Source organism: Clostridioides sp. ZZV14-6009, assembly GCF_020658095.1.
Taxonomy (GTDB): domain Bacteria; phylum Bacillota; class Clostridia; order Peptostreptococcales; family Peptostreptococcaceae; genus Clostridioides.
On sequence record NZ_JAGWDG010000005.1, the window covers coordinates 66408 to 84627 of the forward strand.

The following is an 18220-nucleotide window of genomic DNA, read 5'->3' on the forward strand; positions in this document are numbered from 1 at the left end:
TGTACCTACTATCTCTTAAGACTTATTATTTCTTGAAGTATCTCATCTGATGTAGATATTATTTTACTGTTTGCTTGGAAAGACCTACTTGCTATTATCATTTCTGTAAATTCTTCTGCTATATCTACATTGGAAGCTTCTATTGCTCCTTGTATTATTGTTCCTGTAGCTCCTGCTACTTGTGGGTCTCCTGAGTTTGCTGATGGCTTGTATAGGTTTCCTCCTTCTGCGTCTAGTCCTGCTGGATTTTGGAATGCATATGTTTGTACTTTTTGAATCTTACCATCATTAATATTTAAACCAGATGCATCTCCTACTTTTTTACCATCAGGTATAGGATATACAAACTGTGTTCTTTGACCATCACTTAATAAAAATTCTACAGTACCATCCTTTGATATATTGTACTCTAGTACATTTTGGACTGTTCCATCTTTAGGACTTACGCTTTGAAGTGGTATTACAATAGGTTCTTTTCCTTCTGCAGTAGCATTTTTAGTAAATTCACCAGTAGTAGCATCATACGTACCCTTATAAACCTCGCCTTGTAACATATACCCATCACCATTTACAAGTCTTCCACCTTTGATATTTTGCAAAGGTCCAGCTGCTGCTTTAAATCCTGTATCTAAGTTAAAAGAACCATCTCTTGTATACATAACTGTACCTTGTCTCACTACTGGAAGATACCCATCGCCATCTATCATCAAATCTGATGGTCTATTAGTTGGCTGTACATTTCCTTGTGTCATATCTTTATTTATACTTGATATCTTACTACCTACACCTACTTGTCCTAAGTTTGTTCCCCCTAACGCAGCTGTTGGAGCACTTGCATATAGTACAGTTTGATAAAATGAATCTGTTATTCTAGCTGAACTTTTCTTAAAAGCAGTAGTCCCAGCATTTGCTACATTGTTACCTATTACATCTAGTTTAGTTTGATTTGCTTTCATTCCACTTACACCTGAATACATTGCTTTTATCATGAATTTACCTCTTTTCTAATTTAATATTATTCTTGTTCTGGAGATTCTTGCTCTGGAGGGTTATTTTCTTCTCCTGAAGTTGTATCTACTTCTCCTATTTTAAGTAATTTTTCATATTTAACATCTACAGTTTTATCACTACCATCTACTTTCAGTTCTAAGTGTACCTCTCCATCTTTTATATATGTGGACTTTACTACACCTACAATGTTTTCATCTTCCTTCTCTTCTCCAGATACTTCTACTTCCTTACCAATTAATGACGTTGCCATACTCAAAGCAGAGTTTATTAGAGTAGAGTTACTTAAAGCTAAGAGTATATCTAGCTTGTCGTTCATAGCTGACATCTTTTCTAAAGTTGCAAACTGAGCTAATTGTGATACATACTCTGTTGGGTCTTGTGGATTCATTGGGTCTTGATTACCCATTTGTGCTACAAGTATTTTCATAAACAAGTCTTTATCAGCATCGTCACCCTGCCCTATAATTGGAGTTCCGTTGTCTGTTACTGTCTGATTTCCTTTACTTCTAACTTGTTTATTCGCAATATCATTAATATTTCTTTCAAGTTGGCTCAAGTTATTTGACCTATAGTTTCCTTGAGCCCCTGCTAAAGCTGTTGCCACTCCATACATACAGTATTACCCCCTTATTACGCTAATAAATCTACTCTATCATCATCAATAAGATTTTCTTTAATCTCATCTTCTATGACTATATTGTTACGCTTATTATTTGTATCCTGCTTATTCATATTTTCTTGGTTATTTTGTCTGTTCTGTTGTTCAAATGCTTTATCAAAAGTATCTGATGTATTTCTATTATCACTATGCATTTGCACTGATACATCTTTTATATTTACATTCGTAAGTTCAAGATGTTGCTTTAAATCTGTTATATTTTTATTTATAGAGTCAAATACGTCTTTATTAAAAACAGTTACAACAGCTTTCATACTCTCATTATCTTTCAATAATTGTATGTTCATATCTCCCAATTCTTTTGGTCTTAATTTAATTGTTAACTCTTGTATATCATTTGTTTTCATATGTTTAATAGCCTTAATCGAATCATCCATGACGTTTGATTCTATATGTTTTAAATTAACATTATCGCTTTTAGTTTTGTTTATATCCATGCTTTTATTTATTACCTGACCCAAATTTCCGTTTTTATTTCCATTAACCCCTGCTAGTTTTTCCAAAATATCAGAACTATCATCTCTTTGCTTATTTGAGTTAAGATTGTCCATTCTATTACTATCAAAGTTGTATAAATCTATGCTTTTATTATCATCCTCTGTAGTTTTACTAATTACTTCAAAGTTTCCTTTAGCATTATTTTCTAAAAGTTCTCTTAACTTCATCATGTCTAAATTTTGCGCTTCATCAGATTTATTCGCATTAGCTTTATTTAATTCTGCATTTTGGTTTGCAATCTTATTCAACATATTTTTATTAAGTTTAAGTTCTTGTTTCAATTCATCTGATACATTTAGCTTTTCTATATCATTTAATATAGAATTTATATCTTTATCTTTTTTATCATTATTTTTTAAAATATTTAGTAATTGTTGTAAAATCTCATTAATCTTACTGCAATCTTTTTCATATGTACTTTTATCTTCTAAGTGATTACTTTTATCTTCATCTAAATGACACTCATTATCACTATCTTCTGGTTTATCTGAGCTAACATTTTGATTGCTTGTTTCTTTTCTATCTTTAACTGGTTTATTGTCTGTTACCTTATACAAATTATCTTCAAATTTATTCTTTTTTACATCTTTATTCTTAGATGAACTTTTTTTATCCACAATATCTTTAATAACATTATAAGAATCTGCTTGTATCTTCATACAATAATATCCTCACTTCCTACTATTCTTATAGAACTTGTCTATTTCTCAAATAACTCATACTTGCAAACTCATCATTAGTTTTTTGTTCCTTTAAATTTTCTTCTCTATAATACTGTCCATACTTTTTCTCTTTTAGTTTTTCTAATGATTTTCTTTCTATCTGTTTGTCTATAAGCTGTTTTCTAGCTTTTTCAAGTTCATTTGTCGACTTATCCAGTTCCTCTGATAAATCCATTATAGAGTTATTTAGAGCCAACAAATAGTTAATAGTTATTTTTTGATTTTGAATACTATCGTTATCTTTACTTATAGCATATTTATTATAATTACTTTCTAAGTTTTCTAAATTATTCTCTATATCTATTTTTTTTTGTTGAATTTTAGCAAACTCCATTTTTATTTTTTCTTCATCTTTCATTTTTAAGTCTAAAACTTTCTGTAATCTAAACTTAAAGTTTTTATCCAATTCCATCACAACCTCTTCAAATATTTTTTTAAGTTATTTATTCAAATATTCTTTTCAAGCTACTTATAGTTTCGTTAAAAGAGCTCTTTTCATTTATACCTTGTTTTAAAAAATTGATAATATGCTCATGATAATAGATTGCTTCATCTATTTTTTTATTGGTACCTGAAGCATATGCACCTATATTTATCAAATCTTCTGCTTCTCTATATTCAGAGAGCATATCTCTTGCAAATGATGCTATTTTTATATCTTCTTTTGAAGCAATCTCATTCATAAGTCTACTTAAACTATTCAAGACATCTATGGAAGGATAATGGTTCTTATTTGCCAAATCTCTAGATAGAACTATATGACCATCCAGTATCCCTCTTGTAGTATCTGCTATTGGCTCATTAAAGTCATCTCCATCAACTAATACTGTATAAAATGCAGTGATAGAGCCTTTATCTGATGTCCCTGTTCTCTCCATGAGTTTTGGTAAAATGGCAAATACAGATGGTGTATATCCTTTTTGTGCTGGTGGCTCTCCTATGGCTATTCCAACTTCTCTTTGCGCCATAGCAAATCTAGTCACAGAATCCATCATAAGTATTACTTTTTTCCCTTGATCTCTAAAGTATTCGGCTATTGCAGTGGCTGTAAGGGCACCTTTAAGTCTAACTAATGGTGCTTTATCTGATGTCGCACATACAACAACAGATTTTTTCATTCCCTCTTCACCTAAGTCTTTATCAATAAAATCTAATACTTCTCTTCCTCTTTCTCCAACAAGGGCAATTACATTTACATCTGCTTTTGCATTTCTAGCAATCATGCCTAGAGTTGTACTCTTACCTACTCCACTTCCTGCAAATATTCCTATTCTCTGTCCTTCACCACAAGTAGTAAATGCATCTATTGCTCTTACACCTGTTTCCATTATATTGCGTATCTTTTTTCTCTTCATTGGGTCAGGAGGTTCATTATTCAAGTTGTATCTGTCTCCTAAAACAACTTCTGAGTTATCTATAGGATTTCCAAGACCATCAAGTACTTTACCTAGTAAATTATCGCTACACATAACACTTAAAGGTATCCCCTTAGAAATAACTTTACAACCAGGTGCTATTAATGTTAACTCTCCTAATGCCATTAATATTACTTCTTTATCTTTAAAACCTACTACTTCACAATTCACTGTTTTGTTGACTTGATTGTATATAACACATAGCTCTCCAACAAAAGCTTTTATCCCTTCAACTTCTACAGTAAGCCCTATTATTTTCTTAACTCTACCTTCTGATATAGTAAGTTCTAAATTTTCTATTTTCTTATTTATTTTGTCAAAATCTATAGATATATCAGTTTTATACATACTTTATTCACCAAGCAATTCTTCTTTTAGTTTTTCCATAGCACAATCAATACCAACTATTATTCTTCCATTTTCCTTTTGTATAATAGCATTTCCTTTATCTATGCTATCATCTGCAATAACAAATACACTTGATTTTAATGATGTTTCTTCTTTAAATAATTCAAACTCTTTCTCTATATTATCTTTATAGAAAGAATTACATCTTACTATGAATGAACTACTTCCTTCATAATCTTGAATAATTTGCTTTAACAAATCACTCATAGATTCTTCATCTTCAAAGTGCTTTTTTAGAACAGAACTAGCCATATTAATAGCAAGTCTTATAATCTCTTTATTTTTTTCCTTTATGTACTCAGTCATTTTCTCATTAGCTTGTAATAAGATTAAATTTGCCTGATTTCTTATAGAATCTGCTTCATCTTTAGCTTTTTGGGTATACTCATTATATGACTCTTTATATCCATCCTCATATCCATTTTTCTGACCTTGACTATATCCTTTTTCATATGCTTGCTTTTCTATATTTTGTGCATTTATTTTTGCTTCTTCCAATATCTCATTCTTTTTTATCTCAGCAGATTCTATAGCTTCTTTTATTACTTCATCTCTAAATCTACAATCATTATCTTCGTTTATATTTGATTCTCCCACTCTAGCTTTATCTATTATAGATAAGTCTAGTACTCCTTTATATGATGCTTTTTCACTTTTGATAATTTTATTATTCAACAAAGTCATCACCAAAATTCCTTACAATAGTTATGGCACCTTCTCTTTCAAGTTTTCTTACAATACTCACTATTTTTTGTTGAGCACCTTCAACCTGAGTAACCTTTATGACACCAACCATTTCCATCTCTTCTTTAAGTGCTTCTGCTGCCCTAGAGGATTGATTTCTATATATAGCATCTGATATTTCATCATCCACACCTTTTAAAGCATATACTAAATCCTTCATAGTTACTTCTTTCAGTACTTTCTGTATGCTTATATCATCTAACTTGACAATATCTTCAAATACAAATATATTAGATTTAATTTGAGCTGCTAAAGCTGGGTCTTTTTCTTCAATAGTATTCAAAATATTCTTTTCTGTTTTTCTATCAGAATTAAGCAATATTTGAACTAGAGTAGCTATTCCTCCATAATCTTTAAAATCTTCACCACTTATTGAATGCATTTTATTCTCTAATGAAGTTTCAATTACACTTATAACTTCTGGAGATATTGAACCCATTGAACTTATTCTCATAGCTACCTCATTTTGTAAATCAAAATCTAAATAAGCTAAAACTTCTGCGCCATTTTCAGGTTCCATATGTGCAAGTAAAATGGCTATAGTCTGTGCACTTTCATTTCTAAGTATTTCTAATATCTTCTTTACATCTAGTTTTATAATATGTTTAAAAGGTTTTGTACTTGTATCTATTGATATACCCTCAAGTAATTTACTTGCTTTGGCATTTCCCAAGGCATTACTTAACAATTCTTTGGCATATTCAAGCCCGCCTTCTATAACATAATCTTTCGCTTTATTTATTTCTACAAACTCTTTTAATATTTCTCTTCTTTCTTTTGAAGCTATTGAAGAAATATTTGCAATTTCCAAACCTATTTTTTGAACTTGTTTATCTGGTAGACTTTTTATTATATCACTAGCCACAGTTGGACCTAATGTCATTAACAGTACAGCGGCTTTTTTTAAACCTTCACCTTCTACCTTCTCTTTCTTATCATTTTCACTTATATCACTTAAATCAAACGCATTAACATTTGTAATTTCCGCGGACACTTTCTATCCCCCTTACTCATTTAACCAAGTTTTTATTATCTCTGTGACTTGGTCTGGTTTTTCTTCTGCATACATTTTAACAGCTTCCTCTAATGTCAATTCTGGGTCATCCCCTAACAGAGGATTGTCTTTCTTATCAATAGAATTAGTACTATAAACTTCATCTTCATAATCCATGTCTTCTTGTTCACTTCTCTTTTTATATATTAAGTATCCAATAACACCTACTGCAACAACTGCTACTACTCCAACAACCGCTTTTATTATATTGTTTTTGAATCCTTCTTTTTTAATATCTTCCATTTCTTGTTTAGCTTCTGCCTTACCCTTAGGGTCAAATACCATTGAAACAACGCTAAGAGTATCTCCCCTAGCTCCATCCATGCCTATAGCATTATTAACAATATCTTCCACATCAGCTTGAACACCTTTAGCTATTTTTCCATCTATAGCAACAGAAGCTGTCAATCTTTTAAGTTCTCCAGGCGCAACTATAGTATGAGTTTCAATCTTACCTGTTTCATATTCAAAACTCTCATCCAAACTATCTTCTGTATTAGTACCATTTTTATTTCCTTGGTTATTCATATTAGCATCTACACCTTGGACATTATTTGTCGCAGATTTAGATGAATTTTTTGACCTTGTTTCCTTTATAGCAACTTTATCAGGGTCAATTTTTATTTCAGTTTTTTCAGCTGTATCAAAACTCAAATCAGCATTTACTGTAGCTTTTACCTTTCCTGTACCAAATATTGGTTCTAACATGTCTAAAATAGATTTTTCTAATTGTTTATCCAGTGCCTGCTCAGATGCCTTATTTTTATCAATACTAATAGCACCATTTATCGGTTGATTGTTTTCATCAACTTCTTCATCGTCTAAGATGCCTTCAGATAATAAGTTCATTTTGTTATCAATAACTTGAACATTTTTCTCTGGTATATTTGTAACACTTCCTGATACAAGTGCCATAACAGATTTTATTTGATTTTTCTCTAAAGTTGTTCCTGGCTTTAGCATCAAATAAACTGCTGCACTTCCTGGAACAGCCTCCTTCTCAAATACAGAAGATTCACCAAATGTTATATGTACTCTACTATCTTCCACCTGAGGAAAACTCTTGATTGTTTTTTCTATTTCTCCTTGCATCATTCGTTGCTTCTTAATTTGAAACTCTTCATCAGTAAGCCCTATTGATGAACTATCATCCATAAGTGCAAATCCTTTAGAACCACTTGTCAAGCTTGGAGCTAACTCTAACCTCAACTTATCAACTTCTGTTCTAGGAACATAAATTGTACTTCCTTTTACCTTGGTATCTATCTTTCTAGACTCTAATTCTGCTGATATATCTGCAGCATCTTGAACATCTAGCTCTGAAAATAAGACTGCATACTTATTTTTGCTTGCAGATATTGCTGTAAATACTAGCGCTAAACATATAGCAACAATCCCTATACCTAATGCTATCTTAGTCCCCTTTTTTAGAGAACCTATTTTTGTCCTAGATTTAGCAACTTGCTCCTTAATCTTATTTTTAAAACTGGCTATCATTGATTATTACTCCTGTTCAAAAGACTAAATTTGTACTTTATTCATTTCTTGATATGCATCATGAATCTTATTTCTAACTTCTATTAGATATTGCATAGATAGTTGTGCTTCTTGACCTATTAACATAACTTCATGCATAGAAACATCTTCGCCTTTTATAAATTTTTCTTTCATATCATCTGCTGTCACTTGTTGAAAATTAACTTTATCAATAGTATCTTTTATTACATCTTCAAAATTCTTTTTTTCTTCTTTATTATTAGTATTTAATGGTTTAGTTTCTCCAATTAAGTTCTCTAACTGTGCTCCTTGCACTAGGTTGTTAATCTGTGTAATTGGCATAATTTATCCCTACTTTCCTATTTCCAGTGCTTTTGCTATCATAGACTTCTGAGCATTTAATGTATCTATATTAGACTCATATGCTCGTGAAGCAGTTATTAAGTCTGTCATCTCAACTAATATATTTACGTTAGGATATTCTACATATCCATTTGGCTTTGCATCTGGGTGAGATGGGTCATATACTTCTTTAAGAGGTGATTTGTCATCTTCAACAGATGTGACTTTTACTCCTAACATACCTAATTTATTATCATAATTTTCTTCAAATGAAACTACTTTTCGTCTATATGCTTCTCCATTTGGACCTCTTGTAGCATTTATATTTGCTACATTTGATGATATGATATCCATTTTCAAACTTTCTGCTGTTAAACCACTAGCAGAGATTTCCATTCCACTGAACACACTCATCTTTTATTTACCTCCCACTTATTATTGATTTAGTCATTGCTATTTTACCATTTGCAAAACCTATCAAAGCATTATATTGTAATGTTGTCATTGCTTGATTTACTTTTTCTTCTTCTATGTCTACATTATTACCATCCACTCTTAATCCTTTAGAATTATCTGTTTTTTCTTCTATTTTAGGCATGGCATCATTTAATGTTTCTTCGAAAGTTACATAATGTTTCTTATAGCCTTCAGTATTTATATTTGCTATATTATTTGCTATTGTCTGACTTCTTAGATTAGTTGCATCTAATCCCATTTTTATAATGTCATATGTATTCATATTCACTCCTCCTTAAAATATTCATCTACTCTATTTATTAATTAAAAACGGAGTTGCTATATTACAAAAAATGACTTCTTTATTTATCCAAATTAATTGCATTTCTATTACATTAATATAATAATGTATCATTTTAGTAAGAAAACAAATTTTTCCTCAGTAAACTCTAGTGAAAATAAAAAAAAATTTTAATATGTATTTAATTATTTCTTTGCAAAGTTGCCTTTTTTTGTAAAATAGTAACTTTTTTATATGCTTTATCTCTATTTTAAATTATAAATTGGTAAAATTTGTTATTATATATATTTTTTACTGTAATAAAGTAATTTTTTCATAACAAAATGACCGCCAAAAAGGCAGTCAATTCGACTAATCCTACGTATACAGTATAGTATACTTAGGACTCTTTTTGGCAACTGGCTGACATAGTTTATATACAAACCTTAGCCCCTATAGCTTTGCGTCACTAAATTTCTCTAGTTTTGCCAATTTAGTTTTAACTTAAGTATACAATAAATAACAAATTTTTTAAATATATTTTTGTGTATATTCTTCTATTTTATTTTATAATTTAATTTTCAATGTATGATATAGTGTTTATTTTTGAATGTAATCTTATAAAATTTAAACAAAAACAGTTATTCCATTCTCAATAAAATTTAATCTATTAGTTTAAATATTTTATCGGGAATGGAATAATTAACCCACATATCTTAGTTTAAATAGCTTTTATATTAAAAAACTATTATACTTTATCAGTATCAATAAACTCAGAATAAATATCAATAAACATTTTTCTATATTTATAGTATTCATCAGAGATACATAATAACCCAGAATCATGCACACACCACGGTTTTTTTTGGTTTGGTATTACAACTTTATATTTATTTTTTATAAATTCTATACTTTGAGATAAGTCATAAAAATCCCATCCATCAAATACATCTTCTCGCCATCTCAAATCATATTGAGTTATCATTATTAGACCATCAATACCAAGCACTTCTTCATATTCTTGCTCTACTTCATCATAGCTTAATAATGACATTTTTCCTGTAACACTTGACTCGTATACTTTTCCAACTTGCCAATAATTTTCACAAAATAATTTTTTTGTACCACAAACTCCAATCATTCCAACTGATTTATTACTTTCAAATATACTTATAATATCATATATAAAATTTTCATTAATTATAAAAACATCTTGATGTAGATATACTTTATAGGTAGCATCAGATTTACTCTGAGCATTATTATATGCACTTGCAATAGATGATGCATCTCTTATAGATATTATTTCTACTTCAAGCCCTTCAGGTCTCTTTAGTCTACTTATATAGAAAAGACACTCTATATATGATAATGTATTATTAACTGCTGTTATAAAACAAATTTTCTTATTATTCATATTTAAAGAATTCTCTCCTAACATCCTTGATAGCTTTTTGTGTTAAATTAAGATATGCATATCCATATTTAGAACATGGTTCTAGTATAGCTCCTTCTCCCCATTCATTCCATGCATTTATAAAAACTATATCTTCATCTAAGTTTCTATTTTTTTTATTCATAGTCATAATATCTTTAAGCCACATGTAGTAATATTTTGGAGATGAACCTTCAAATATCCACGACTTTTCAGCTTTCCTTGGGGTGTTATCCCAACTTGGTGTAACACATTTATAGATTTTATTACATTCATAGTCTATATAGTTTCTCTTTTCAACATATTCTCTATAATCAAAAACTCTACCTTCATAATTATCTTTTATAAAATCAATTTCTTTGTTTATAATGCTATATTTAGATAAATCAGTACTTATATTTCCATGTGGGCTAAATTCGTTAACCGCATCAAACCCACACTGATGATAATAGGAGCTATCTTTACCCCAAGGTTCTTTTGTAGCAATTACGTAAATATCCCCAATGTTATTTAATTTACAGTATTCCCTCCAAAAACCAATTACTTCAATAGGGTCAGGAATATTTAACGGCCTGTATATCATTATAACTTTTTTATTATTTATTTCAATATATCTATCATCCTCTAAGTATCTTTTCATATCATAAATAGCATTTTTATAATCCTCTTTTGTATCTAATTGTTTTACTAATATCTCCTTATTATCACTTTTATACCCTCTTGTCCAGTCTTCATTCGCCCAATATAAACAAAAAGGTATCTTCAAATCTTTATTATTTAAAAGGATATCTAATGGCTTTCTAAGTAATTTTACATCCCCACTCAAATAATAGTATATTGAAAATCCATAAATACCACTTCCTTTTGCCAATTGTATTTGACGTTTAAATGTATCTATAGATTCTAAACTGTAAAATCCAAGATCCTTAGGTAATCTTGGCTGGTAATGTCCAATATATTGTGGAATTGCTCTTGATACATTATCCCATTCTGTACTTCCTCTACCCCACCATTCATTATTGTTATCATCTAAGTGAAATTGGGGTAAATAGTATGCTATGAGTTTACTATCTATTTTATTAAATTCATAATCTAAGCTTATATCTTTACTATATTCTGATGAAAAAGAGTTCTTATTATGTATATAATCTATGTACATTTTATACTTATTTATATCATTCTCTAAACATTTTTTATTTTTTTTGCTTATTTTTAAGAAATACTTATCTACAAAGTATTCCTCTTTAATATCTTTAGTAAGCAAACCACTTAGATTTTCAATCAATTGTAATTCTTCACTTTCCATATCTGTTTTACTATAATATATCTCAACTATTTCATAGCCTGTTTCTTTAAATAATTTATGTATCTCTTTAAATGTAAAAAATCTTAAGTATGATTTATCTAAAACTTCAGAATCTGAATATGAAAATGACCCATTTATAAGTTTTTTAATAACACTTATATGCATTATATTTGGCACACTGACTAGTATATATCCATCCTCTTTTAGATATTCATATATATTTCTTAATACATCCCATGGGTTTCTTAAACAGTTTAATGTATTTGGAAATATAATATAATCAAAGAATCCATACATACTTTTCAGATTGATTCCTTCTGTGTTTCGCATTAAATTATTAAATACTATTTCTCCAAGTTCTCCAGAATTTATATTAATTTTTGTTCTATAAGTATTAGCATTCCTATAGATATTTTTTAACTCTAATAGAGCCTCTCCTAAACCATATCCAATTTCTAATACATTTATAGACTCCTTCTTTCGTGATTTAATCATCTGCATAATTTCCGAATAATTTTTAGAACTGTTCTTCATATAAAAATTCCATTTTGAATTTAATTTTTCATTATTTATCTCTTTAATATATTTTAACTCATCATCTCTATCGTGAAGTATTTTATTAAAACAATGAACAAATGTATCTTTACACATAAGTAGATTATATCCTTTATCTATTACTCTCAGAAATACATCCTGAAATATATAATGCTCCAAAGTAAATAATTTATCTAAGTCTCCTATCTGATTCAATACCTCTTTTTTAATTAAAAAACAACTAGTAGATAAACTAAATTTATAATCCCATAGTTTACTATTAGACACATTAAAACATTTAGAAAAATCTAACATATCTAATATATTGTCATATTTTAAATTCATGTTTTTACATATAGAATCTTCATTTGATACTGCACACACTATACCTATATTGTTGTCACTATATAAAGCTTTGCTTAAATTATCTAACCAATTCGGTGTGGCTACAATTTTATTCTCCAAAAATAATATGCTTTCTCCTTTAGAAGCTTCTATTCCCCTAATATACCCTGTAAACATTTCTGTAGGATAATCTTTGTTTTGTATTATTTTCAAATCATTTTGCGATTTTAACCATTTGATTGTACCATCAGTTGATGCATTATCAATAACTATTATTTCAAAAGTTCCTATAGATGTGAATTTCCTTATGCTTTCAATACATAGTTTTGTATATTCTATATGATTATGAACTGAAATTATGATACTTGTAAAATTCGTATTTACTTTGTCATTATTATATTCATATTCACTTATAATATTTATCATATTATTATCCAAGCTCATATTATAATTCATTATCACAAATCTCCTTTTGTATTAAATGTTTTCTTATATAATCCTTCTATTGAAATGAAAACATCAGTTCTTGAATGTCACTATTTCCCTTAACTAATTCATTACTGTTCTCTAGTATATCCATTGCTATTTCATTTTCACCCATAATGTTAAAAATTGAAATAATATTGTAGATTGTGTCAACATCATTTCTATCAAATTCAAGTGACAACATAAATATAGATACACATAATTCATATAAACCTATATTATAAGCTTCTACACCAATTCTATTTAAAACCCTACTCTTATTTATTACATTAGCATCAATCAAGAACCTTGCATAATCAATAAATTCGTCGCCATATTTACTTTCTATGTTAAATATAAACTCTAAACTACTTTCTATATCTATCTCGTTGTCAATTCTTATCAGCCTGTATTTTAAATCTATCAAATCACTATCTTCATAAACTCTATTTAGATCCACAGCATATGTTGCTTTTATTTTATACTGATACGCTTGATACTGATCTCTCATATTTTCACCTGACATTGAGCACAGACAATCAATAAGTTTTTCATCTTCCTCTGTTAATCCAACTATAGATGCAGATACACTATTTATATCATAATTGTTTCCAGAAAATAGTTTTTGAATTTCACTTAATGTAAAAAATCTTAAATGTGTTTTATCTAAAATTCCCCATTCAGCATATGTGAAATTTCCACAAATTAATTCTCTTAACACGCTTACATGCATTATATTAGGGATACTTGCAATTATACTCCCATCTTTTTTTATATAATCTCTAAAGGAATGTAACACATCCCATGGGTTATTTAAATGTTCTAATACATCTCCTAGAATTATATAATCAAAATACTTTTTCTCATACGAAATTTTTGTTGTTTCTATATTACCAATTAGCACATTAGCTATATTTTGTGCTATTTTAGCAGGACTTTCACACAGCTCTATACCATATACTTTTGCATTTCTATATTGATTTTTTATCTCTAAAAGCGTTGCGCCTGTTCCACAACCTACTTCTAGTATGTGTAGTTCTTTATCTTTTTGTTCTTCTATCATATCAATTAGATCGAATCTAATATTATTGCTATATTCAACACTAAATTTCCATTTTTCCATAAATTTCAATCTATTGCTCTTTAATATCTCGTTATATCTCCATATATCTTCTCTAAATGAAATACTTCCAAAGTGATGAATAAAAGTGTCTTTACACAAAAATAATTTATATCCATTTTGTATCATTCTAAAGCATATATCATCATCTTCAAAATTACCTGGAGAAAAAATTTCATCTAATAGACCCACCTTATCCAATACTTCTTTTTTTATAACCATGCAAAATCCAACGAGTTTAATTCTATACTCCCAATAATTCTCATTACTTTGGTTAATTTTATTTGAAAATTCAATTAATTCTTCTATAGAATTGTAGTCCACTTTTATTTCTTGATAATATGAACAATTGTTAGTAATTGCTCCAACTGCTCCTATATCTTTATTACTCCATAATGCTTTATCCATATTATAAAGCCAGTTTGGAGTTACTATAACATCGTTATTTAAGAGAACTATATTTTTACCACTAGATATTTCAATTCCTTGATTACATCCTTTTGGAAAACCTTGATTCTCATTGTTAAATATTATTTTTAAGTCATTTTGTTCTTTTAACCACTCCACAGTTCCATCTGTTGAATTATTATCAACAACAATAATCTCATATGAATTTTCATATGTGAACTTTTTTATACTTGCTATACACAGTTTAGTATACTCTAGCTGATTATAAGTTAATATAATTATACTTGTGAAATTTTGTACATCTTGATTTTTAATTTGATATTTTTCCACAAAATCAATCGAATTATCCAAATTTATATATCCATTCATATTTATTACTATCCTCTCAAATTAAATTTATTTCATATTATATCTCAACTCATGAAGATATTTTATATTATATAAAGTATCTTCATTTGACATATCCAAAGAATAAGCTTTTTTTAGCATAAACTCAGCCTCATTAAAATTTTTATCTATAATCATTATTATACTTTTTATATTTAAAATTCTTGCATCATCTTTAAATGTTCTGGAATATTCATCAATTAATATTTTAGCACTTTTTAATTCTCCATTATTAATCATACCTTCTATATTATTAATAAACTCATCCTTTAATTTCTTAAATTCATTACTTTCATTTAAACTTTCCTCAAAATCCTTTATTAATATTTTTATTATTCTTTTATAGTAAGGATACTCATTAATCAAGTTTTTTATTTTATTAATATACTCCAAATTATTTATACTATCATTATTATAAAGCATACATTTGAATTCTATTGTAAATCTGTCTATATCATTACATAAATATTTTAATAAATCAGCATCCTCAAATTCTTTATATAAAAACCTTATATACTCATAAGAATATACTATATAGAAATAAAATAATTCTATATATTTATTTTCTTCTAAACTACAGTTATCTAAAACAAGTTTAGATATTACCTTATAAATTTTTATCTTTTCAATTTCAAAAGTAGTTGGAACATATTTTATATAATTATATAAACTGATAGCAAATTCATTATCATATTTAATGGCATAACCCATATATTTTTCTATCCAGATTATGTCTAAATCCTTTACTATATTAAATATATCTAATTTATTTTCATATGCTATATTAATGAGTACTCCATAAATAGGATTTCTTTCATTTTTTAATATTTCTTTGCATTCATCTAATGAAATTTCATTTTTTAATCTTATACGATTTAGCTTTCCATAATTTCCATCTATAGCAGAAAGCATACTATAAAGTTTTAACTTTTTCTCTTTCTTTAAGCTTTTGATTAATTGTTCTAGAGCATAAAAAAAACTATCTCTTTCTACATTAGAATCTGGTAATCTATTATAATACTCCAATATTTCATCCAACTTATTAACTTTTTCTAAAGATGCAAATAAAAATTTGTTTACTTGTCTTTTATATATATACTTATTTATATTATTATACTTTTCTATAACTTTATGGTATTCTTCCATTGCATAATACATAAATATAATTTCGCAAATGATAGTATCTCTATTAGAGATACAATTTCCATCCGCAAATAAAGAGTTTGATTGTGTACTAATGTCATAATTATCTACAAGATAAATATATCTCTCAAATGATATAATACTGTTTTTTATTTTTCCAAGGGATTTTTGTACATTACCTAAATAGTAATATATATCAATATTATTTTTATCTTTTGTTATGTATCTAGTACATAATTCTTCAGCCTCTTTATATTTTCCATTCACAATATATCTATTTGCCAAACTTGTATATACATATTCTGGTGCATCTCCATATTTTCTATATAGTTTATAGGCTTTTTCTATATATTCAAGTGACTCCACTTCTTCACCTTCAGATACTAGATTCTTACCCATTTGATAATTTATATATGGATTATCAGGATTTTCCTTTAACTCTGCACACAATAATATTCCATTTCTTTTAGTTTTATTAAGCTTAAACTCTTCATCCTCATAAAAATATCCATAATGATCAAATTCAGCTATGTTTTTATATATTGGTTCTTCATATATTGGTTGTTCATGAATTTTTCCCTCATATTTAAAATTGTCACTTCTAAATAATCTCATTAGTGTCACAGTTGTTGTCAATCTCTCATCAGACTCAAAATTTGCAAATATATTTTTAAGGTTTACTGAAGCAGAATTATATTTTTTATATATTCCAGTTTCAAAAAACATTAATAAATCTTCATGTTTAGTTAATATCTCATCTGCATCTACTATGAGTATCCATTCACCTTTTGAATAAGATATTGATTTATTTCTCATATCTGAAAAATCATCATTCCATTTTTGAAAATAAACATTACTTGTAAATTTTTTTGCTATTTCTACAGTTTTATCCTTAGAACCTGTATCTAGTATTATAAGCTCACTATCTAACCTTTCTATAATAGGTTTCAATGATTTCAGTGATTTTCCTAGAAATTTTTCTTCGTCTTTAACCATCATTACAATACTAAGTAACATAATCTTGTTCCTTTCTGTTATAAATTATTAAAAATAAAGAGTAAAGCAATGCTTTACTCTTTATCCCTTACTTTTTATATTATCCTAATAGTTGTAATACTCCTTGTGGTTGTTGATTTGCCTGAGCTAACATTGATTGTGATGCTTGTACTAATATATTCATCTTAGACAAATTAACCATTTCTGATGCTACATCAGTATCTCTTATTCTAGATTCAGCAGCAGTTACATTTTCTAATGTGTTATTTAAGTTATTTTGAGTTGATTCTAGTCTATTTTGTTGTGCTCCTAATTTAGCTCTTGCTGAGTTTATAGATGCAAGTGCTTTATCTAGATTAGATACCATTGTTTTAGCACTAGCAGTACCCACTGTTCCACTATCATTTAAGCTTGATATTGCACTAGCAGTTATTCCAGCTGTACTCATTACACTTGCAGTATTAATCAGATTAACTGTTATTTGGTTATCACTTGCATCATTTGCTCCAACTTGTAATTTTATTTCTGTAGCCTTACCATCTAACAATGTTTTTCCATTAAATGATGTTGATGTTGATATTCTTTCAACTTCACTATTTAATTGGCTTAATTCATCAGATATTTTTTCTCTTTCTTCTTTAGTATTAGTCTCATTTGAAGCCTGAACTGATAAAGTTCTCATTCTTTGTAGTATATTACCAGTTTCTTCTAACGCACCTTCTGCAGTTTGTACAACTGATATACCATCTTGAACATTTCTTCCAGCTTGATCTAAACCTTTAATCTGAGCTCTCATTTTTTCAGATATAGCAAGACCTGCTGCATCATCTGCTGCTCTTTTTATTCTGACCCCAGAAGATAATTTCTCCATAGATTTACTTTGCCCACTTACATTTCTTCCCATTTGATTATTTGCTATTAAAGCACTTACATTTGTATTAACTCTCATTATTTACCCTCCTTAGTGTTGTTGAC

General features: G+C 28.2%; 16 protein-coding genes and 1 riboswitch. All 16 genes read right to left on the reverse strand.

Going from position 1 to position 18220, the window contains the following annotated elements:
* Positions 1-8 precede the first annotated feature (8 nt).
* Positions 9-989 (reverse strand): flagellar hook-basal body complex protein, encoded by a 981-nt coding sequence (locus KGF36_RS08885; RefSeq protein WP_227827768.1) that lies wholly within the window; start codon positions 987-989, stop codon positions 9-11.
* 26 nt (positions 990-1015) lie between these two features.
* A complete protein-coding gene (locus tag KGF36_RS08890) occupies positions 1016-1624 on the reverse strand; it encodes a flagellar hook assembly protein FlgD (RefSeq protein WP_227827769.1) in 609 nt (202 codons plus the stop codon).
* Positions 1625-1641: 17 nt separating this feature from the next.
* Positions 1642-2847, reverse strand: a complete 1206-nt coding sequence (locus tag KGF36_RS08895; RefSeq protein WP_227827770.1) for a flagellar hook-length control protein FliK — start codon at positions 2845-2847, stop codon at positions 1642-1644.
* A gap of 28 nt (positions 2848-2875) precedes the next feature.
* Positions 2876-3322, reverse strand: coding sequence for a flagellar export protein FliJ (gene fliJ, locus KGF36_RS08900; RefSeq protein ID WP_227827771.1), 447 nt, complete (start codon positions 3320-3322; stop codon positions 2876-2878).
* Positions 3323-3353: 31 nt separating this feature from the next.
* The gene (gene fliI / locus KGF36_RS08905) at positions 3354-4673 is read right to left on the reverse strand and encodes a flagellar protein export ATPase FliI (protein WP_227827772.1); all 1320 of its coding nucleotides are present in this window, start codon (positions 4671-4673) and stop codon (positions 3354-3356) included.
* A 3-nt stretch (positions 4674-4676) separates the two neighbouring features.
* Entirely contained in the window at positions 4677-5417 is a 741-nt protein-coding gene (locus tag KGF36_RS08910) for a FliH/SctL family protein (protein WP_227827773.1), read from the reverse strand.
* On the reverse strand, positions 5401-6471 hold the full coding sequence (fliG, locus tag KGF36_RS08915; RefSeq protein ID WP_227827774.1) for a flagellar motor switch protein FliG: 1071 nt from the start codon (positions 6469-6471) through the stop codon (positions 5401-5403). The genes KGF36_RS08910 and fliG overlap by 17 nt, the downstream gene beginning before the upstream one ends.
* Before the next feature lie 12 nt (positions 6472-6483).
* Positions 6484-8028, reverse strand: coding sequence for a flagellar basal-body MS-ring/collar protein FliF (gene fliF, locus KGF36_RS08920; RefSeq protein ID WP_227827775.1), 1545 nt, complete (start codon positions 8026-8028; stop codon positions 6484-6486).
* Positions 8029-8052: 24 nt separating this feature from the next.
* Positions 8053-8370 carry a flagellar hook-basal body complex protein FliE gene (fliE, locus tag KGF36_RS08925; protein ID WP_227827776.1) on the reverse strand — a complete coding sequence of 106 codons (318 nt, stop codon included), beginning with the start codon at positions 8368-8370 and terminating at the stop codon, positions 8053-8055.
* Positions 8371-8379: 9 nt separating this feature from the next.
* Positions 8380-8784, reverse strand: a complete 405-nt coding sequence (gene flgC, locus KGF36_RS08930) for a flagellar basal body rod protein FlgC (RefSeq protein WP_054272255.1) — start codon at positions 8782-8784, stop codon at positions 8380-8382.
* Positions 8785-8791: 7 nt separating this feature from the next.
* Entirely contained in the window at positions 8792-9109 is a 318-nt protein-coding gene (gene flgB, locus KGF36_RS08935) for a flagellar basal body rod protein FlgB (RefSeq protein WP_227827777.1), read from the reverse strand.
* A 408-nt stretch (positions 9110-9517) separates the two neighbouring features.
* Positions 9518-9606, reverse strand: a riboswitch (cyclic di-GMP riboswitch).
* A gap of 248 nt (positions 9607-9854) precedes the next feature.
* The gene (locus tag KGF36_RS08940) at positions 9855-10523 is read right to left on the reverse strand and encodes a glycosyltransferase family protein (protein ID WP_227827778.1); all 669 of its coding nucleotides are present in this window, start codon (positions 10521-10523) and stop codon (positions 9855-9857) included.
* Positions 10516-13182: a glycoside hydrolase family 99-like domain-containing protein gene (locus KGF36_RS08945; RefSeq protein ID WP_227827779.1), complete on the reverse strand. Its 2667-nt coding sequence runs from the start codon at positions 13180-13182 to the stop codon at positions 10516-10518. The genes KGF36_RS08940 and KGF36_RS08945 overlap by 8 nt, the downstream gene beginning before the upstream one ends.
* Before the next feature lie 46 nt (positions 13183-13228).
* Positions 13229-15088, reverse strand: a complete 1860-nt coding sequence (locus KGF36_RS08950; protein WP_227827780.1) for a bifunctional glycosyltransferase family 2 protein/class I SAM-dependent methyltransferase — start codon at positions 15086-15088, stop codon at positions 13229-13231.
* 27 nt (positions 15089-15115) lie between these two features.
* Positions 15116-17266, reverse strand: a complete 2151-nt coding sequence (locus KGF36_RS08955; RefSeq protein WP_227827781.1) for a glycosyltransferase family 2 protein — start codon at positions 17264-17266, stop codon at positions 15116-15118.
* Positions 17267-17345: 79 nt separating this feature from the next.
* Positions 17346-18194 carry a flagellin gene (locus KGF36_RS08960; protein WP_227827782.1) on the reverse strand — a complete coding sequence of 283 codons (849 nt, stop codon included), beginning with the start codon at positions 18192-18194 and terminating at the stop codon, positions 17346-17348.
* Between the last annotated feature and the right edge of the window lie 26 nt (positions 18195-18220).